This is a genomic window from Wolbachia endosymbiont (group B) of Cyclophora punctaria, assembly GCF_964028235.1.
Classification (GTDB): Bacteria; Pseudomonadota; Alphaproteobacteria; order Rickettsiales; family Anaplasmataceae; genus Wolbachia.
The window spans coordinates 908,811-928,439 of the sequence record NZ_OZ034749.1; the positions used below are offsets into that span (position 1 = coordinate 908,811).

The window sequence follows — 19,629 nt, forward strand, 5'->3', positions numbered from 1 at the left end:
TATTTATTTAATAATTATATTAATATATATAACTTCAATACTTTGAAAATTAGGTAATTTTATGCTGAATGCTAACAATAAGGTTAATTACGAACCTAGTATTAAACAAAAGGAAAAAAAATACAGCTTATCCACTGTGCTTGCTTGGCTATATCTAAAAACAATTGGACGAATGTGGCCAGAAAAGTGGAATCAATGGGCAAAGAGTATCCTACATTACAATATTGCAGATAATGTGGTTCAGACTGATGATCTTTTAAATTCTAACAGAGAAAAGGAATTGAAGGATGAAAATGAGAGATTAAAAGAAAAGTTGAAAGAAGGTAGTAAGAAGGAGGAAAATCAGTCAAATTTAAATCAGGAATTAACTAAAAAAGAGAAAGAAATTACTAAACTTAAAGAACAAGTAAAATCATTAGGAGAGGAAAAAGAAATATTTGCTAAATTTTTTGCAGCACAAGCACAGCAGATTGAAGACTTAGAATTAGAAAATGAAGAGTTAAAGTCTAAACTTGCAGGACTTAAAAAGAACTATAGTGAATTGGTAGAAATTGCACAAAAAAGAGGAGAAGAATTTTTAGCACAGTTCAAGGAAAAGTCTGAGGAGATATTACATTTGAATAAAGAATTAATTAACCTCAGCACAAAATTTGCGAATGAAAAAGAAAGGCTTTTATTAGACGTAGAAGAAAAAGACTCAAAAATTAATAACTTAATGCAGTTAAATGAAATATTAGATCAATCTAAGAAAGCAATGGAGATTGAAAAGAACGAACAACAGCAAACTATATTTACAAAAGACCAAAAAATAAAAGAACAAGAGGATTTAATAAAGTCATTTCATGAAAATAAAGATATAAATAAAACTGTGAGGAAAGAGAATGAAAACCTACGAGTGCAAAAAACAGAACTTGAGAATGAAGTTAGTAAGTTAAAAAACGAATCTGATACTCAAATAAAGCAATTAGAAAATCAACTTAAGCAACAACAAGCAGAATTAAAACAAGCTGAGGAAAAAAATGCTGAATTTAGAAAAAAATTGGAAAGTACTCAGCAACAATTAGAGCAAGAAAAGACTAATCTAAATACCATTGAAAAAAAGAAACAAGATTTAGAAAGTGAAATTAATGAATTGAAAGAACAAGCTAGGGGAAAAGATGCTGAAGTAGAGAATCTTAAACAACAATTAGAGAAAGAAAAGACTAATCTAAATACCATTGAAAAAGAGAAAAAAGAATTAGAAAGTGAAATTAACGAATTGAAAGAAAAAGTACAGAAATTAAAAGAAAGTAACGTTGAAATAAAGAAACAAAAGGCAGATTTGGAGGGAAAATTAAAATCTTCACAAGGGGAAAATAAAAAGCTACAAAAACAAGTTGAACATCCAAGTGCAAAAAAAACAGAAAATATTACAACATTTTCTACTAGAAATAATAAAGAAATACCTAATCAAAGTTTGACATCAAAAGATAAACAAACTGAAGTTTCAAGACCTGAAAGTGGACAACAAAAGTTAAAAAATGAGCAAAAAGATGCTGGTAAAAAGTCAGAAGGTATGAATAAAAAAACTAAAGCACAAGTAAAAACTAAAGAGTTAGATGCAATTAGTATAGTATCTACTGCAAAATCAACCACTTCAAAATTTTTGAAGCATTCCAAGAATCTTTTTGTGAATAAGAATAAGAGTCTCAAAGATTTTTTATCTGATCAAAATGCAAAGTTGAAAGAAGGTTTTCCTGAACTTGAAGGAAAACACTTTTGCCATAAAGTGCTTGAGGAAACTATAAAATCTCTATCACATCAAAATGGTTATAAATTTAAAAGTGATCAGTTACTTGAGTTGTTGGAAAGTAATTTGACAAGATCCGCAAGGGATATCATAGAAGCTGAAGTTAAAGGAGTTGTCAAAAAATATTGTAATATTGGAAATATAGATAAGGAGTTACGTGATGGTGTGTTAAAAGACAAGCTGTTACTTTCTATTAAAAAATGCATGAAAAATTTAAGTTGGGATGAGGAAGCTGCTAATGCAATTACAGATTCTGTCTTGAACAACTTTCATAGCAAAGATAATAGCAATCTCCAAGAAATTGTTTCGGAGGAGTTAATAAAAGGTAGAATGAAATGTTTTTCAGATAAGATTCAAGAATTACAACTAGCATCAAGTATAAGAGATAAATTTTTATCCCCAGATCAGGGAATGTGTAATCAGACTCAAGGAGGAGTAAACGAGTATCAATTAACAGAAAAAGCTAAAAAAGAATACAAATTAACACCTAATTCTTCCATGAGTCACACTAATAGCACTCCGGTAAGTGTGAAGCAAGAAGCAACGTCTAGATAAAACTTTTAGCATAAAGTATCAGCTCCTCCTTTGTTAAAGTGTAGGAGCTGTCTTCCCAATGTTGTCGTAGCAATTCCAAGTTTCTACCTAAATTTTTTCCTGGTTGATGACCTATAATTATTAAATCATTCCCAGATAAAGGAAATTTTGGAATGTTAAACATCTTAGCAAATGAAATATACTCATCAACATTTATTCCAGACTCAATACCACAAATCTTCATTAAGTCACAATATAATTCCTTACCAAATAAAGATATGTATTTCTTTTGCTCTTTTTCTGAAAGCTCTGTTTTGATATTGTTTGATAATAAAAATAATATTTTTTTCTTTTGCTTATTTGAAAGACGTAAAAACTTGCTCACTTCTTCCCCAAGACTAACTCTATCTTCAGCAGTCCTAATAAGCAACGCTAATTTTGTTAGTGCATCGATTGTGGGATCTAGGAAAGGCGTATGGACATACGCTGAGGATTTTGTCAGAGGTTTAGTGTTGATAAGAAGTGGTGAAGATAAAATTTCACATTTTACTTCTTTTGGAATGATTTTTTGTAAAACATCAGATTTTTGCATGCTCTTAAATGTCGGAGCAGGATTATCACATTCCAGCAATTTAAATATTTCTTCTCTTATTCTCTCTCCAGAGAGGTTTTGAATCATGTGCGAATGCTTTTTGCACACATCCAATATTTCATCACTTAAATCTCCTATGCATATTTTAGCGTGAAAACGAAACGCTCTTAAAATACGTAGATAGTCTTCCTTAATCCTATCTTCAGCGTTACCTATAAAGTTTAACTTTCGTGCTTTTAAGTCCTGAATGCCACCAAAGTAGTCGTATATATGGCCATGCTTGTCTGCATAAAGAGCATTAAACGTAAAGTCGCGCCTTGAAGCATCAGCTTGCCAATCATTAGTAAACTCTACCTTCGCATGTCTACCGTCACACTTTACATCATGCCTTAGCGTTGTAATCTCAAAGGACCTCTTGTGTAAAATTGCAGTGATAGTTCCATGTTTCAGGCCAGTTGGAATACTCTTTATATTGCAAAGCTTGAGCGCTTTAATTGTTTGATTAGGCAGAAGATTAGTAGCAAGATCAATATCGTGAATTTCACGCTGCAAAATTGAATCTCTAACACACCCACCAACAAGCCTTGCCTCACCACCAAATTTCTCTATTGCCTCAATAATTACACTAGTTTCGTGATCAATTTGCATTTAGGTTACACATACTGAAAATCATGTTACAAAAAATGCGAAACTTTTGCAAAAAGCCTCATATAAAAATATATAGGCAGGAGAGTGGTAAAATAAGAGGGTAAAGTGATAGAGTAAATAGTAAGTCTACAACAAATCCAGTGCCTAGAAACTTATAAGTATAAAAGTAATGTTAAAATACAATGTTTTCGATGATTATAAAAAATCTGGATGAGCTACTTGCATGACACCTTTGTAGCCTTCTCTTGTCATCCCAGTACCTGCTCAAGTAACTGACACTGGTTCCCTTTATGATGGTGTTATCCGAGTAGCTCATCCAGATTTTTATCAGGAACGTTGATTACTCTTTATTCTTCGCCCTTCCTGCACGTTTACGTTCATTTGGATCGAGGAACTTCTTACGCAAACGTATAGATTTTGGAGTTACTTCTACCAATTCATCATCGTCTATATATGCTATCATATCCTCCAGTGTCATTATTTTTGGTGGAGTAAGCTTTATAGCTTCATCGCTACCTGAAGCTCTTACGTTTGTTAATTGCTTACCTTTAAGTACATTTATTTCTAAATCATTGTCACGACTATGCTGACCGACGATCATGCCACAATATACTTTATCCTGTGGCTTAATAAACATAATTCCCCTATCTTGCAGATTGAAAATTGCATACGCTACTGCTTCACCTTTGTCTGTTGAAATTAAAACCCCATTACGCCTTCCGGAAATTGAACCTTTATGTGGAGCATAACTGTGAAATAAACGGTTGATTATACCAGTGCCGCGAGAATCAGTTAAAAATTCTCCTTGATAGCCAATTAATCCCCTTGATGGCACTAAAAATGTCAACCTAGTTCTGCCACTACCAGAAGGTCTCATGTCAGTTACTTCACCTTTTCGAAAGCTAAGTTTTTCCATGATGATTCCACTATACTCATCATCTACATCAATTACTACTTCCTCTATAGGTTCAAGTTTTTTGCCATCTTCTTCTTTAAACAGCACTCGAGGCCGTGAAACTGAAAGTTCAAAACCTTCCCTTCTCATATTTTCAATCAGTACCCCAAGCTGCAACTCACCACGTCCACCTACTTCAAATGCTTCACCACTTGGAGCCAAAGTTACAGTAATTGCAACGTTTGTTTCTGCTTCTGCATATAAACGATCTTTTATAACAGTTGAGGTAAGTTTTGTTCCCTCTTGACCAGCAAAAGGTGAGTCATTAACGCTTATAGTAATCGCCATTGTTGGCGGGTCAACTGGAGTTGAGCTGATCGCAGTTGTAACTTCTGGTGCTGCTATAGTGTCTGAAACTGAAGCTTTCTCAAGTCCTGCAATGGCAATGATATCACCAGCTACAGCTTGCTCTACTGGAACGCGTTTTAAGCCAGAAAATGAGAGTAACTTAGTTAATCTCCCTCGCTCAACCACTTGACCATCAAGATCAATTACCTTAAGATCTGAGTTAACTTGCGCGATTCCTTGGTAGATCTTTCCTGTCAATATTCTGCCAAGAAATTTATCAGATTCAAGTAAAGTAACTAGCATAGCAAAAGGTGCATTTTGATCATAAACGGAAGGTTTTATGTAATCTATCACCGTTGAAAATAATGGGCTTAAATCTTTTCTCTCATCAGATAGCTCCTTAGCACACCAACCATTTCTACCTGAAGCATAGAGTACTGGAAAATCTAGTTGCTCGTTGGTTGCATCAAGGTTAAAAAATAACTCATATATTTCATTTAGTACTTCATCAATTCTGCTGTCTGGTCGATCAACCTTATTGATTATCACAATCGGTTTTAAATTTGCCTTTAGTGCTTTTGACAACACAAACTTAGTCTGTGGCATTGGACCTTCTGCAGCATCAACCAGTAGTAATACACCATCTGCCATGCAGAGCACCCTTTCCACTTCTCCACCAAAATCCGCATGTCCTGGTGTATCAATGATATTGATTTTCTCATCACCCCACATTATTGACGTACATTTTGCAAGTATTGTAATCCCACGTTCACGTTCTTGATCACCACTATCCATCACTCGTTCTTGAACTTCTTGATTCTCACGAAACGTGCCACTTTGTTTTAACATGTTATCAAGTAAAGTAGTTTTTCCGTGGTCAACGTGTGCAATTATTGCAATATTGCGGATTGATTTAAATTCACTCATTTCTTATCATTTCAAATTTAATTTAATAACAAGTATACGTATAATATATTTAGAGTAAATAACTAAAGCCGTGCTTTCAGAGTATTTTAGGCAGATCATGGAACTCTAACAAAAAGGTTTCATGTTCGCTGTACTTTGTAGCAACTAACACCAAGACAAAGAAGAATCTTGCTTTAGCAGTACATTTATATAAAATTAAAATAAACTAAAGTAATCATTTAAATGCTAACAAGATTCGCTCCAAGCCCAACTGGCTACCTACATGTAGGAAACATACGCACTGCACTCATTTGTTGGATGTACACACGTAATCAAAATGGAAAATTTTTACTACGTTTTGATGATACTGATCTTGAGCGTTCAGATATCAAATATGTAGATAATATCATAGAAGACCTAAAATGGATTGGCATAAATTGGAATTCAAGTTTTAAGCAATCAGAGCGTTTTGAGCGCTATAACGAGGTGTTCTTACAGTTAATGAAAGAAGGTCATATTTATGCATGTTATGAAACAAGAGAAGAATTAGACAATAAACGAAAATTGCAATTAAAACAAGGTCTTCCCCCTATTTACAATAAAGGTGCGTTGCTTTTAACTGAGCAAGAGAAAATTCGTTATGAGCAAGAAGGGCGAAAACCACATTTCAGATTTAAATTGGATAGAAATAAAACTGTAAAATGGAATGATGGAGTTAAAGGCGAAATAAATATTGCAACAATTCATATCAGCGATCCTGTAGTAAAAAGAGAAGATGGAATTTATACGTACATGCTACCTTCTGTTATTGATGACATTGACTTTAATGTAACCCATGTTGTACGTGGGGAAGATCATGTAACTAATACCGCAGTTCAGATTCAAATGATTCAAGCATTAAAAGCGAAAATTCCTATCTTTGCCCACCTTCCCCTACTACACTTTGATGATAGCAAAATATCGAAACGGAAAGGCGGGCTGGATGTCAAGTCCATAAGAGAAGATGAGATTGAACCAATGGCGCTAATTAGCTATTTAGCAAAACTTGGAACATCTGATCCAATAGAAGCTCATGTTGATATGCAGCCTTTAATTGACTCATTTGATATCAAAAAATTTAGCTCAGCATCTTTACAATTCAGCTTGAGTGAAATGTATAAGCTAAATAGCAAAGTGCTGCAACAAATGCCATTTGAAATGGTGCAAGATCGTTTAAGTCAAATTGGTTCAGAGTTTTGGTATTTTATAAGAAACAACATAAACAGGTTTTCTGAGGTGGCCAAATGGTGGCAAGTATGTAAATCCAATATAGAGCCTGTGGTTATTAATAAAGAATTTATAAAAATAGCGCTAAGTACATTACCTCAAGGTGATTGTAATGAAAACACATTATCAGAGTGGGTTAAAAATATTCGACAGACAGTTGATATAAAGGCAAAAGATCTATTTATGCAGTTGCGCCTCGCTTTAACAGGAACAGAAACAGGTCCAAAACTCGCTAAATTATTAATTTTTATCGGTAGAGAGAGCATCGTTGCAAGGTTAGAAGAAAATCATACAAAAGGTTTAAATGCACCGAATGTATTTGAATGACACCAATAAGTATTGTTCAGGAAATGTGCAAATATTAGATTTCTTGTCATTCCAGTTTCTGCTCCTGTCATTCCAGTGCTTGACACTGGAATCCATAATCTCGCCAAAACGTTGTATTTTAAAATAACTTCTATACATATCCCATATTTCTGGATCCCAGTGTCAGCTACTTTCATGACAACATTTAGTTGTTTTTTCTCGTCTACCTTATTTTACTACTCTGCTGAACGAATAACACCAATAGTTAATCTCATGCTGAAAGATCATTTTATGGTCCAAGTCAGTTCTTTTACAGGTCACTTCCAAGCTCATCAAATTTTCTAAGATCTTCTTAAGTTCTGAAAGTTGCAAACTTTTCAAATGAGATTTAAAACTCTGCAATTGTTTGAAGAACAATGGAGGACTCAGCTGGTCAATTGCAGCTTGTTCATTCATTCCATTTTGTATTAACAGCAAAACGCTTTCTAGCCGTAGAAAATAATTTGATATAATACGGATTAATGCTATCGGTGAAAAATTCTCTTGTAATATCAATACATCGGAAATTTTGATGAATTGTCCCATGTCTTTACTCACTATTGCAGAGCACAGATTATCAAGTGTAACATAATCATTGCCGGAGGTTGAAAAGCATAGATCTATATCAGCAAGTTTAAGATCTTTTCTTTTTCCTAGATATAAAACTAATTTTTCAAGCTCTGAATATATAGGCAGTTTGCTATGATTAAAATAAGACTGCAAGTGGTAGATTATCTCACTTGTGCACTCTATATCATTTTGTTTCAAGTAACTTGATATAATATCACAAAGATTACTACCGCTGTCCTTATAGCAGGTAATGACACCGAAAATTTTTGAGCTTTCCATATAACTTTTAGTTGTAGAACTATATGGAAGATCATTTGCTATCATTACTATATAATGATCGCCTATATTATTATCCAATATGTTTCTTAACTCTTTAGATATACTTCCACTGACATTTATCAGCTTAACTAACCTTTTTTTAGTAAACATCGAAATGTTTGCCAACTCGGAAAATAACAAGCCAGGCGACTTATTCACTACTGCAAAATCCATCACCTGAACTGAATACTCATTCAAGTTGGCAATTATTTCCTGTACAAAAATATCGACCTTACTATTGTCACTCCCATGAATTAATACACCACTTAAAGTATCGGGTTTCTCAAGGAATTTTTTAACTTTAGATGGCGTGATTCTCATGCCATCTATATTATATTATCACTACTTGGTGGTACATCATTTGATTGCACATCAGTTTCCAACAATTCTGAGCTTTCTTGATTTGCTGTATTCTGCATATCATCAGACACTTCTTTCTTTCCCGTAACATAATTATAAAAATTTTTTATAGGCTGTCCTATATATCTAGAAAAAAATCCTTCGGCCATATCTTTCACTCCACAAATTAACAATTAGCACATAAAAACAACGTAGCAAAAACTACTTTACGCTCAGATAGTTACACTCATTTGTTAATGAATTATGAACTTCCGAGACCAAAATTAAGTCGATCTACTTAACACCAATCTTATAAAATAAGCAATGATTAAATACACAGCTGCGATAAGTATAATTGCAGGTCCAGTTAATAAGTCAAAACTTGCAGATAATATCAAACCTGATACTCCAGAAATCACAGAAAAAACTGTTGCAACAATAATCATTTGCATTGGAGTTTTTGAAATGAGTCTTGCTGATGCAGCAGGTATTAACAAAAATGCAGCAATGAGTAATATTCCTATTAATTGAGCAGAAATTGCAATAAAGATAGCGAGTATAATCAAAAATTCTAGCCTAACAAAATTAACATTTACTTTCTCAACTGTTGCCAAATCTTGATTAATCGAAATCATCAGCCAATAGCGCCATCTAAATATTAATATCAAAGTAACTATTACGGAGGTTAGAAAAATTGATATTATATTACTTTGGTCAATCATTAATATGTCACCAAAAAGTGAGCTAATAATACTATTATTACCTGATGGAAGAAAAGACATAAGTATTAAACTCGATGATAAAACTACATTGGTAACTATGTTCAATATCGTATCAGCAGAGTATAATTTATTAAAATTAAGAGAAAGTAGTATAGCAAACATAATTGCAATGAGCATTATACTTACTGATGGGCTGATATTAAAGATCAAAGCAAGTGCAATACCAAGCAATGAAGAATGGGACAAACTATCACCCAAATACGATAACCTTTGCCATATCATAAATGACCCTAGAGCTCCTGTGACTAGGCTAATCATAATTACCGCAATTAGACTGTTTATAAAAAAACTCTGTGTAAATATCTCTAACATGCTATCAGATAACTGACAACAAATCTATCTTCAGATATTAAAACGTTATGGGTTCTGCATGCAGAACCCGTCGTCATAAATTCAAAATTTAAATTCTTTTGCTCCATAAGATAAGACTTCATTGAACAATCGCGTATCTTACCAGTACCTATTATCAAAATCTCTATTTCCTCTGTCAAAAAAGATTTAAAATACTCCTTGTTATTTATATCACTTTCTTTCAATTCAATCACCTTTTCAGGAAAAATTATAATTGAGCTATGATATTCTTGATTATTTACCCAAAATCTTTCTTCCCTGTAACCATCTATAAGATTTTTCTTCTTGGAAATTAAGGGCATAAATCAAACTATTAATTCCGTGTCGCACACCCACCATTCTGGATATTCCTTTTTGATATTTGCCGCTGCAGCTTTTGCACTTTCTTCACTATCAAACATTCCAAAACACGCTACACCACTACCTGACATACGAGAAAGTATAGAGCCTTCTTGTGACTCTAGTGTTGATATTACATTCTGAATTTCAGGTACAAGACTTATTGCTGCTTCTTGCAGGTCATTTTTTGTCTCTTTAAGAAGCTCTAACAAATTCTCCTCAGTGTTATCACTCCACTTAATTGGCTGAGAGAAATCCTCTTTATACTTGGAAAATACTTCTGATGTATTCAAAAACTTTTTTTTCGGTTTCACAAGTACCAGACTTGTGGGTAAAGAGCATTGTTTAATGGGGCATAATTCCTCACCAACACCTCTGACAAAAACTGGCTTACTATCTATACTTGCAGGCACATCAGCACCAACGCTTAAAGCTATATCATTTAAAATTTGCCTATCAATGTTCCAAAGCTCTCCTAGCATGCGTATCACAGCTCCAGCATCTGAGGAACCACTACCAAATCCCGCAGCAATTGGTACATTTTTTACAACCTTCACAGTGACTTTAGTGCGTACAGGAGCATGCCTAAGCAGTAGAATCACTGCTTTCGTTATAGTATTATATCGATAATTTATTCTAAACTCAGAATTTACAAATTCAACTGTAGAGTTACCATATCTAAAGTTTTTTTCTCCTACTTTTATCTCTAAAAAATTAGAAAGTTTAGCAAAGACAACCAAACTTTCAATTAAATGATACCCTCTTTCTTCTCTATTTATAATATGTAAAAAAAGATTGATCTTTGCAGGAGCCTTTACACAAAAACTTTCCATCTGTATATCTTCACTAACACTATCTTATTTACTATACTTGAAATGCCACTTCAGTCAAACCTTATACACTCCTAATGAGATCAAATGCCATAAATCCTAACTTCTCTGTATGGGTAAGTGCATCAGCTGGTACAGGTAAAACAAAGATCTTAATAGACAGAGTATTAAGACTTCTATTAGAGAATAAGAGAAATATTCTCTGCTTAACATTTACCAATGCTGCAGCAAATGAAATGGAGGATCGCATTTACAGTACACTTAGTAAGTGGGCAATATGTCCAGAGGGTATATTGGTCGCAGATTTAGAACAATTAGCCCAGTGTGTGACCAGAGAAAATAAAGATTATTTAACAAGAGCAAGAAGGCTTTTTTCTGAACTGGAAAATCTTGGTCTTAATATTCAAACTATACACGCCTTTTGTTACAAATTAATCTCCAGCTTTCCTACAGAAGCTGGTATCGCTCCAAATTGTACGTTGAGCGAATGTAAAGAATTGCATTCCATCGTATTTGAAAAAACGCTTCATAATGAAACTGTGCAGGACGATATAAATATCATTGCAGCTGAAATTGATGAAAACAAGCTGAGTGATTTGCTCTATACCTTATGTATAAAGAGATCAGCTCTAGAAAATAATTTAGGGTATATCAAAGATAAACTAAGTGCCCCAGATAAGATTCACGATTTACAGAGTGAAACGATTGAGCAGATAAAAAGATTAGCTAAAATATTAAGTGAGGGCAGCAAAAGAGATCAGAGTTACAGTGCGATACTTTATGATTGGTGTAATAGCACAAAATCGTCCGTACCAAATGTTGTCATCCCAGTGCTTGACACTGGGATCCATATTTCTTTTTTTCTGGATCCCAGTGTCAAGCACTGGGATGACAACAAGATAGAGAACTTAGCTAAAGTATTTCTCAAATCAGAATCGTACGAAAAAAAGAGCATATCATCCATTATAACAAAGGGTGCTTTGGAAAAATTTGAAGACGTAGAGCAAATGATAGAAAGCATTCAAAATGCATTGTTTACCCATGTAAAGGATATAAATTCTTATCAAATATTCGCAAGAACCAGTAGTTTACTTAGTATATTTAAAGTATATGTTGATCTATATAATAGTGAAAAATCAAAGAATGCACTGCTTGATTATGATGATATCATCAATTTAGCAACAAATCTCCTTAGCAATCCAGGCTATAAAGATTGGATATTGTTTAATCTAGATCAAAAAATAGACCACATTCTTGTTGACGAGGCACAAGACAATAGTATCAGTCAATGGAAAATTATAACAAATCTCTGCAATGAATTTTTTACCGGTGGTGACGAAAAGAGAACTTTATTCGTTGTTGGCGATGTAAAACAATCAATTTACAGATTTCAAGGAGCAAATCCCCATCTATTTAATTACATGCAGCAATATTTTCACACGAAAACCGGTGGCAGAGATTGGGTATCATGTCAACTTGAAAAGTCATTTCGCTCAACTCCAGAAGTTTTGATGCTTGTAGACAGAATATTTAACAATTTTCGTGAAGAAATATCTTTCAATGATAACAAGATAAAACATATTCCATATAGAGAAAACGATCAAGGATACATTGAAATTTGGCCGTTACTGCCAGGATATGAAGAGGAAGAGCAGCAAGCCTTACAAATTCATTTAACACAGAGGAAAGATTATGTAGTAAAGGATCGATTACTTGCTCAGGCAATAGCCCAAAGAATTCACAATTGGTTAAACGAAGGGCGGATTTTAGTCGCCAAAGATCGCCATATAGAACCAAGGGACATTATGATTTTGGTACGGCAACGAAATGCGCTAGTTGACTACATAATAAGTGAACTAAAAAAAGTAAATGTACCAGTTATAGGCCGAGATTATTTTAGAATTATGGATTACATAGCTGTGCAAGACTTAATAGCTTTAGCTGAATTTTTGCTCCTCCAGGCAAATGATCTTGCTCTTGCAAATGTTTTAAAATCACCGCTATTTAACTTCACTGAGGATGATTTATTCAATATTGCATACGATCGTAAAGAACAGTCGTTGTGGGAAAAACTTCAAGATTATCAGGAGATTATCTCTAATGAATTAAACTATCTAATTAATTTATCTCAGACAGAATCCCCCCTTACACTATTCACGCATATATTGCGCACAGGCAAGAAGAAATTTGCTGCAAGGCTAGGTCTTGAGTGCTTCGAGATTCTAGACGAATTTATGAACCTCATATTGCAATTTGAGCACCCATCTCTTCAAGCATTTGTTCAGTGGATCAAAGAAAATAATCCTGAGATTAAAAACGATATGCAATCAGAACTCAATGCTGTACGAATAATGACAATTCATAAATCAAAAGGTCTACAAGCTCCAATAGTGTTTTTAGTTGACACAAATACAGTACCAAGAAACAGCGAAAATATTTTGTTTGATGCAACGGAAGCACCTTTTTGGTGTGGCAAAAATAGTAATGCTTATTGTAATCAAGTAAAAAGAGAGAAAAAACTAGAGGATTATAACGAATATTTGCGTTTGCTGTACGTGGCACTTACGCGTGCTGAAGATGAGTTATACATTTTAGGCAAAGAGCCAGTGCAAAAGGGCTCTTGGTATGATCTAGTTATTCAATATGGAGCATTATATGAGAGGAAAAAACTATACTTACAGCCGATATTTAAAGAAAAAGTTGAAGTGCTATGCATGAATGCAAACTACCCTTCTATTTATAAAAAACGTGATTATTTTGATGTTCCAGTGATTTCACCTCCATCAAACCTATCAATTTCATTGCAGCACGTGACTCTGGAACCTGGAGAAAAAAAGCCATTGTCAAGCACTGGGATGACAGATGAGAATGCTGGAATGACAAAAAGGAGCATTGGGATGACAGACAGCTATGCAAGAGGCTTAATAATTCACAGTATATTGCAATATATGCCCCAGATAGAGAAAGACAGGAGAAAAAATTGGGTCAGGAAATATCTTGATAGCATAAACACTAGTGAAGATAAGGATGAAATTTACAGCAAAATATTAACCTTTAATGAAAAATATGATTACCTGTTCGACTTGGAGGGCAAATCAGAAATTCTACTTAGTGGAACAATTGACGGAAAACCAGTATTAGTGCGGCTAGACAGACTGTGCATAACAGAAGACAAAGCAATCATAATTGACTATAAATCACACCATAATGTTTCTATTTCCTCATCAAATGAAATAAAAAAGCAAATGTTGATCTATAAAACCTTAGTGCAAGAAGTCTACCCAGATAAGCAGGTAGAGTGCGTGGTTATTTGGATGGAAGATTTAACCTTACAATCTTTGATCTAAACTCAAATGTTCGTATAGTAGCTACTTGCATTTGTTGTAAACTCACTTTTACTCTATAGTTATCTTTTTACTACCTTATCTATTTTCTGAACTGATTTTCGTATTAGAAAACATCCAATAAGAAGAATTATAAAAGGAATAAACCATAAAATGTAGGTACTAGATTTTACAGGTGGTACAATGATAATTGAATCTCCATAAGAATTTTTTAACTCTGAAACTATTTGCTCGTTAGTATATCCATCACTGATCTTCTTGCGAATTGTCTTACGCATACCATATGCAACTTGAGACTCAGATTCGGATAATAATTCACCAGAGCATACTGGACACTTTATTACTGCAAATAAGCTACTTGCTCGCTCTTCCATGCTTTCGTCTCTTAGTTTATCATCCAAAGTAAAAGCATTTATGCTTAAATGGAATATCAATGTAAAAAGTAAGCTAATTACTATTCTCATTCTTGGTGAATTGAGTGATAAAATCAGTAGTGGATAATTTTCCAATAAAGCCTGAACCTACATTATTGTCGTACTTTATTGAAAATTGAATGTCGTTATTAGTGATTTTTTCTGATAAGGAAGATATTGATTTTTCCAATTTATCTGCAGTCTTTGAATCATTAGTCACAAACGAAATTAATTCTTTATAATTTGATATGGCTACATTGATTTTATCTTCAAATGAAGATGTAACTAAATTGTAATTACTTACCCCACCATTTGCAGCAATAGAAAAGTTATTACTCTCAATCAAAAATTTTTCTATGTTGAAATTAATCTTAGAAGCTGAAATATGGTTTACAAATTCATAATCTAATTTAGCGTCGACACTAAGGTAATTTTCAGGACTTGCAGTATGTTTATAACGGTAAGTATAAAAATCAAATTCTAGTTTAGTATTTTCATTCAGTTCTTTATCAAAGTGAAATTGAATGTAATTACTTTTATCATTCACTTCAGTTATAACACTTTGCTGATTTTCTAAAACATCACATCTTAATCCATAATCTTCGTAACGAAATGTATCTATATAGTCTATTACAGTGCTATTTCTGTTGAATTTTAATGAAGATAGTAAATCATTTAGTTTAACAACAAAGTGGCTACTCACGTGTGTGTGACACTTTATATTCTTTTTCTCATCACTACGGACAGCAATGTTTACTTTATTGCTTGGTATATAGATATATACTGACTTATCAAATAATCTGTTTTTTATCATTAAAGCTTCAGATGAAACAGTTAATTGCTCATTAGAAAATTTTGGATTCGTTACACGAAAAACTAGGTTAAAAGGAAACCCCTTAAAATCATGTGAAATATCAACTTTTTCGTCATTAATGTAATCAGTTAAAAGACTTTTTACCTTAAATGCAGAAAAATACCAAAAACCACTATACGCTAGAGGAATAAACAAAGGTAAGGAGATGAGAATATAGATAAAAATTTTACGCATTATCCTCTTATTTATCTAATGATATATTTCTTGTACCTCTGGGCACGGTTATGCACAAACCGTCAATATCTTTTGTGATTTTTATTTGGCATCCAAGCCTCGATGTCTCTGTTAAACCGAAAGCTAGATCCAGCATGTCATTCTCCTCATCAGATATAGGATTATGTGTTTCTACAACATCATAAAATTTTGGATCAACAATCACATGGCATGTAGAGCAAGCAAGAGAACCTTCACATGCACCTTCAAGCAGATCTGGATCACTTCTATGGGCTAAATTAAGAAGAGTTTCTCCCTCTGTAGCTTCATAACTTTTCTTACTTCCATCAGGTAAAATAAAAGTAATGGATGGCATACTATTAAAATCTCTACTAATTTCTCTATATTCTACAAATAATAACTAATATTTGCAAACTCTTTGTAATTCCATTGCCTATCTCTTGTAATCTGTATTCCTATTAGGACCTATATTTACTATCATATCTCATATAGTATTTCCTATTGCATTTATAATAAATAACAAGTTCGTAAAGATCATTTGGTAGAGCAAAAAAACTCAAAACCCTTTATGAATTTATATGTTCCCAGTATTCCTGAATTATTAATACCAAATCCCTATAATGATACTCTCAAACCATATGTCTGTTAGTACTATGCAAGAAAACCATCCATGGTTAGCATAACTTACACAAAGCTACAGAAAGAGTTGTGGTATATTTATGATAGTTGAGAAGCTAAAACCGCATGACGTCTGCCGTTAATAACTATTTCACTTATTGCAACTGCTGCAAAAACAAAACAATAATATACTTTTGTCAGTACAGCAATAGGTGAAAGAGAGGCAATGCTGCTTGCTAGCAATATTTGAGAACCATAAGGTAAGATACTTTTTGTGATCGCAGTAAATATTTCTAATAAATACGCACTACGGTGTGGTGCAATGTTATATCTTTGTGCAAGTCTTTTCGCAATATTACTAGTTAATAAAATAGCAACAACATTGCTGGAAACTAAAATAGTAAACATACATGATATTCCTGCAATCATAAGTTCAGCTTGACTTCTTGTGAGATTCACCTCATCGGTGAATTTATCTATCTTTTTCTGACTGTATTCGTACATTAAGTGGCTTAATCCACTACTGAAAAGAATAAATATCATTACCTCATTCATCTTATTAAAACCCCTACATATATCATGAGAATAATCAATAATAGAATAATCAAAAAAAGCTATTCCTAATATTCCAGCAACAACCATATTAACAGCTAATGTTACCAGTGTGTTTATTTCAAATAAACCCATAATTATTAAAGATATATAAGGGATAATTTTGACTATGGATAAATAATTCAGACTTGAGATAGAAACAACTTCTGTACTATTTGAAATTATTACTAGATAAATAAGTATTATAAGACCTGTAACAGATCCTGTCTTGAAAGTGAGTTTTATTTTATCCTTTACTGAAGCTCCTTGTGAAGAAGTAGCAGCAATAGTGGTGTCAGATATCATTGAAAGGTTGCTGCCAAACATAGACCCACCTATCACAGCTCCAACGCCCACCGCACAATCAAAAGCTCCATTTTGTGCTAGATTCACAGCTATTGGTGTTATAAGTGCAATAACTCCGATTGATGTGCCTATTGCACTTGCAATAAACGCAGAAATTAAAAACATTCCAGGAAGTAATAATTGTGCTGGAAGAAAGCAAATAGTTAAGCTAGCAATAACATTTATACTACCAAGCGATTGAGTAACAGTAGAAAATGCCCCAGCAAGGAGAAAAATCAAACACACGGTAAGAGTAGTTTTATTCCCCATACCTTTTATAAGAGTATCAACGCTATGCTGAATTTTGTTTTTATTGAATAGAATAGCAAAAAATAATGCTGGTAATAAGCAAACTAACGGTGAAATTTGATGAAGAGGATTGTCAAGTCCTATAAAGGAAAAATAAGTACCACTACCAAGATATAAGGTTAAAAAAATAATGAGAGGGAGAAATGCAAACACTTGTCGTAATTAAATAAATTGAAAATATACTAGAATAAGCTATTTTAAGCAACTACTAATACAGTGTTTTTCTAATAATTTTGAACATCTTAAGCCATCTACTTTTGAATAAATTCCATTTGCATTTCTTGTATACTATCCTCTATTTGCTTTATTTGTTCTATTAGCCTTTCCTCTAAGTCAAAATTACCGCCCAGCCTTGCTTTAATTTTTTCTTCTTGTAATACATTTAATTCTTTCCGTAATACTATGTTATTCCAGACAGTTTCTGCCGATCTCTTCTCACTTAATTGACTATTTAGTACGCTAGTTTTTTCAAATATAAACTTTATAACACTAGACTCCTGTAGCAGAATTTCTTTATTAAAGTTGCTCTCATTAGTTACCATATTAATTACGCACTGTTGTAATTTTTTCATCTCATTAGTAAATTCGAAATGAGAAAATTGCTCAAAAAATATAGGACGGTTCAAGATTTCAGGAAATTCTACGGCTATACGCAAAATTATGGCCTGATTTTGCTCTGCTTCAATTAGCTCTGGAGATTTATTGTAAAGATACTCACCTTTTGTTGCTTTGCTATTAAAAATCAGCTTTTTAAAGTTTCTTCTTAATTCACTGACCTTATTGTAAAAATAATCTCTATAATACCTTCTAATACTGCTGTTACCGATAGCATTGACATATTTCATGAATTTGTGCTCAAGAATTGAATATTTTTCCGGAGCAAATTTTTCATAATTTTGCAAATTGCTACCAATTATGTGATGCCATAAATATTCAGAGTGCAGTTCTGTTGAGCGGTTAAAAGCGGATAGTACATCTTCCGTCTTATATTCTAGTTCATTGCATATATCGTATGGGTCCTTGTTGCTTGGCAAAGTCACGAACTTCAATGTGTATCCAGGCTCCAGTATCGGTAGAACAAGTTCTGCAATTCGAATAGCAGCATGACATCCAGGACTATCGCCATCCATACAGATAGAAATTTCTTTAGCAAATCTCCATAGATTTTTTATCTGCTCTGCAGAAATTGCGGTACCAAGCGGAGCAACTGTATTGCTAATTCCCGCTTGATGTAGTGCTATTACATCCATATATCCTTCAACAACAAATAGATGCTGTTTTTTGCGTATTTCACTCAAAGCAAAGTTTAATCCATATAAATTTTCTCTTTTCTTAAAGAGCTGACTCTCTGGGCTATTTAAATATTTTGGTTGTTGATCAGAACTCAACGCACGTCCACCAAAGCCAATAACTTTTCCTGCAATGTTCTTTATAGGAAACATGAGTCGATCATAGAAATAATCACGAGAATTTCTATTTATCAACCCAACATTAGCCAAAATTTTGTCTTCAATACCTGAAGAGTTCAAATATTCTCTCAAACCAGAGCTTGGTGCATAACCTATTCTAAATTTATCTATGATTTTGAGTGAAATCTTGCGTTGCTTTAAATAACCTACAACTCCCTGATTTTTTTGTGTAAACCAATTTGCAGCTAAATTCAGTGCTGAAAACAGTTTGTCATTTTCTTTAGCAAAGCTGAGGTTTGTGGGTAACTCAACACCTGCAACAGATGCCAATTTTTCCAACGCTTCCTTAAAACTTAAGCCCTCAGTTTGTGAAATAAATTCAAACGCATCACCATGAGCTGAGCAACCGAAACAGTAATATAAGCCCTTAACATTGCTGACCGAAAAAGATGGAGTTTTTTCGTTATGAAATGGGCAGAGTCCAACAAAACTATCTCCTCTTTTTATTAACCTAACTTTTTTTCCTACTATGTCGGACAACAATAATTTTGACTTTATAATATCTATATGATCCATTTTACCGAATTAGTAGTGGTAGGATAAAAATTATATAGAATTTATGCATATCTGACTCGAAATTTATTCAGAAAGATCAGGAGAGCTTGACAAAAAGCTCAAAATAAATTACCCATATAAATAC

At 33.3% G+C, this 19,629-nt stretch carries 15 protein-coding genes; 3 read left to right on the plus strand and 12 right to left on the minus strand.

Translation table 11 applies throughout. The features are described 5' to 3' along the window. The first annotated feature begins 61 nt into the window (after positions 1-61). Positions 62-2,344, plus strand: a complete 2,283-nt coding sequence (locus tag ABWU33_RS04455) for a hypothetical protein (protein WP_353280380.1) — start codon at positions 62-64, stop codon at positions 2,342-2,344. Here ABWU33_RS04455 and ABWU33_RS04460 read toward each other — a convergent pair. Continuing rightward, the gene (locus tag ABWU33_RS04460) at positions 2,337-3,563 is read right to left on the minus strand and encodes a CCA tRNA nucleotidyltransferase (protein ID WP_250120383.1); all 1,227 of its coding nucleotides are present in this window, start codon (positions 3,561-3,563) and stop codon (positions 2,337-2,339) included. The two genes, ABWU33_RS04455 and ABWU33_RS04460, sit on opposite strands and share 8 nt — an antisense overlap. Positions 3,564-3,903: 340 nt before the next feature. Next, positions 3,904-5,733 carry a translational GTPase TypA gene (gene typA / locus ABWU33_RS04465; protein WP_211908041.1) on the minus strand — a complete coding sequence of 610 codons (1,830 nt, stop codon included), beginning with the start codon at positions 5,731-5,733 and terminating at the stop codon, positions 3,904-3,906. 222 nt (positions 5,734-5,955) lie between these two features. Here typA and gltX point away from each other — a divergent pair, with 222 nt between their 5' ends. Beyond that, positions 5,956-7,305: a glutamate--tRNA ligase gene (gene gltX / locus ABWU33_RS04470; RefSeq protein ID WP_353280382.1), complete on the plus strand. Its 1,350-nt coding sequence runs from the start codon at positions 5,956-5,958 to the stop codon at positions 7,303-7,305. 207 nt (positions 7,306-7,512) lie between these two features. Here gltX and holA read toward each other — a convergent pair whose 3' ends face one another. From holA to ABWU33_RS04495, 5 genes are all read right to left on the minus strand, one after another. Further along, positions 7,513-8,532, minus strand: a complete 1,020-nt coding sequence (gene holA, locus ABWU33_RS04475; protein WP_211908039.1) for a DNA polymerase III subunit delta — start codon at positions 8,530-8,532, stop codon at positions 7,513-7,515. A 5-nt stretch (positions 8,533-8,537) separates the two neighbouring features. After that, entirely contained in the window at positions 8,538-8,720 is a 183-nt protein-coding gene (locus ABWU33_RS04480; RefSeq protein ID WP_015588477.1) for a hypothetical protein, read from the minus strand. Between the two features lie 114 nt (positions 8,721-8,834). Further along, entirely contained in the window at positions 8,835-9,644 is an 810-nt protein-coding gene (locus ABWU33_RS04485; RefSeq protein ID WP_015588476.1) for a metal ABC transporter permease, read from the minus strand. Next, positions 9,638-9,985 carry an Mth938-like domain-containing protein gene (locus ABWU33_RS04490; RefSeq protein ID WP_211908037.1) on the minus strand — a complete coding sequence of 116 codons (348 nt, stop codon included), beginning with the start codon at positions 9,983-9,985 and terminating at the stop codon, positions 9,638-9,640. The genes ABWU33_RS04485 and ABWU33_RS04490 overlap by 7 nt, the downstream gene beginning before the upstream one ends. Before the next feature lie 3 nt (positions 9,986-9,988). Beyond that, positions 9,989-10,855 carry a 4-(cytidine 5'-diphospho)-2-C-methyl-D-erythritol kinase gene (locus tag ABWU33_RS04495; RefSeq protein ID WP_353280384.1) on the minus strand — a complete coding sequence of 289 codons (867 nt, stop codon included), beginning with the start codon at positions 10,853-10,855 and terminating at the stop codon, positions 9,989-9,991. A gap of 74 nt (positions 10,856-10,929) precedes the next feature. Here ABWU33_RS04495 and ABWU33_RS04500 point away from each other — a divergent pair, with 74 nt between their 5' ends. Continuing rightward, positions 10,930-14,199, plus strand: coding sequence for a UvrD-helicase domain-containing protein (locus tag ABWU33_RS04500; RefSeq protein WP_353280386.1), 3,270 nt, complete (start codon positions 10,930-10,932; stop codon positions 14,197-14,199). Between the two features lie 59 nt (positions 14,200-14,258). Here ABWU33_RS04500 and ABWU33_RS04505 read toward each other — a convergent pair whose 3' ends face one another. The 5 genes from ABWU33_RS04505 to dnaG all read right to left on the minus strand — a co-directional run bounded on the left by ABWU33_RS04505 (position 14,259) and on the right by dnaG (position 19,505). Then, complete coding sequence (locus ABWU33_RS04505) at positions 14,259-14,660, minus strand: cytochrome c-type biogenesis protein CcmH (RefSeq protein ID WP_010401557.1); 402 nt, start codon at positions 14,658-14,660, stop codon at positions 14,259-14,261. After that, positions 14,644-15,657: a hypothetical protein gene (locus ABWU33_RS04510; RefSeq protein ID WP_353280388.1), complete on the minus strand. Its 1,014-nt coding sequence runs from the start codon at positions 15,655-15,657 to the stop codon at positions 14,644-14,646. Before ABWU33_RS04510 ends, ABWU33_RS04505 begins: the two co-directional genes overlap by 17 nt. Positions 15,658-15,664: 7 nt before the next feature. Next, on the minus strand, positions 15,665-16,012 hold the full coding sequence (locus tag ABWU33_RS04515; RefSeq protein WP_211908032.1) for a ferredoxin family 2Fe-2S iron-sulfur cluster binding protein: 348 nt from the start codon (positions 16,010-16,012) through the stop codon (positions 15,665-15,667). 362 nt (positions 16,013-16,374) lie between these two features. After that, positions 16,375-17,673 (minus strand): Na+/H+ antiporter NhaC family protein, encoded by a 1,299-nt coding sequence (locus ABWU33_RS04520; protein ID WP_353280390.1) that lies wholly within the window; start codon positions 17,671-17,673, stop codon positions 16,375-16,377. Positions 17,674-17,771: 98 nt separating this feature from the next. Then, on the minus strand, positions 17,772-19,505 hold the full coding sequence (gene dnaG / locus ABWU33_RS04525; RefSeq protein ID WP_211908030.1) for a DNA primase: 1,734 nt from the start codon (positions 19,503-19,505) through the stop codon (positions 17,772-17,774). Between the last annotated feature and the right edge of the window lie 124 nt (positions 19,506-19,629).

Bases quoted from the DNA above. Each gene is read 5' to 3' on its own strand.
- gltX (WP_353280382.1), top strand. From the start codon at position 5,956: ATGCTAACAAGATTCGCTCCAAGCCCAACTGGCTACCTACATGTAGGA.
- dnaG (WP_211908030.1), bottom strand. From the start codon at position 19,505: ATGGATCATATAGATATTATAAAGTCAAAATTATTGTTGTCCGACATA.
- ABWU33_RS04490 (WP_211908037.1), bottom strand. From the start codon at position 9,985: ATGCCCTTAATTTCCAAGAAGAAAAATCTTATAGATGGTTACAGGGAA.
- ABWU33_RS04505 (WP_010401557.1), bottom strand. From the start codon at position 14,660: ATGAGAATAGTAATTAGCTTACTTTTTACATTGATATTCCATTTAAGC.
- typA (WP_211908041.1), bottom strand. From the start codon at position 5,733: ATGAGTGAATTTAAATCAATCCGCAATATTGCAATAATTGCACACGTT.
- ABWU33_RS04510 (WP_353280388.1), bottom strand. From the start codon at position 15,657: ATGCGTAAAATTTTTATCTATATTCTCATCTCCTTACCTTTGTTTATT.
- ABWU33_RS04495 (WP_353280384.1), bottom strand. From the start codon at position 10,855: ATGGAAAGTTTTTGTGTAAAGGCTCCTGCAAAGATCAATCTTTTTTTA.
- ABWU33_RS04480 (WP_015588477.1), bottom strand. From the start codon at position 8,720: ATGGCCGAAGGATTTTTTTCTAGATATATAGGACAGCCTATAAAAAAT.
- ABWU33_RS04455 (WP_353280380.1), top strand. From the start codon at position 62: ATGCTGAATGCTAACAATAAGGTTAATTACGAACCTAGTATTAAACAA.
- ABWU33_RS04460 (WP_250120383.1), bottom strand. From the start codon at position 3,563: ATGCAAATTGATCACGAAACTAGTGTAATTATTGAGGCAATAGAGAAA.
- ABWU33_RS04500 (WP_353280386.1), top strand. From the start codon at position 10,930: ATGAGATCAAATGCCATAAATCCTAACTTCTCTGTATGGGTAAGTGCA.
- ABWU33_RS04485 (WP_015588476.1), bottom strand. From the start codon at position 9,644: ATGTTAGAGATATTTACACAGAGTTTTTTTATAAACAGTCTAATTGCG.
- ABWU33_RS04515 (WP_211908032.1), bottom strand. From the start codon at position 16,012: ATGCCATCCATTACTTTTATTTTACCTGATGGAAGTAAGAAAAGTTAT.
- holA (WP_211908039.1), bottom strand. From the start codon at position 8,532: ATGAGAATCACGCCATCTAAAGTTAAAAAATTCCTTGAGAAACCCGAT.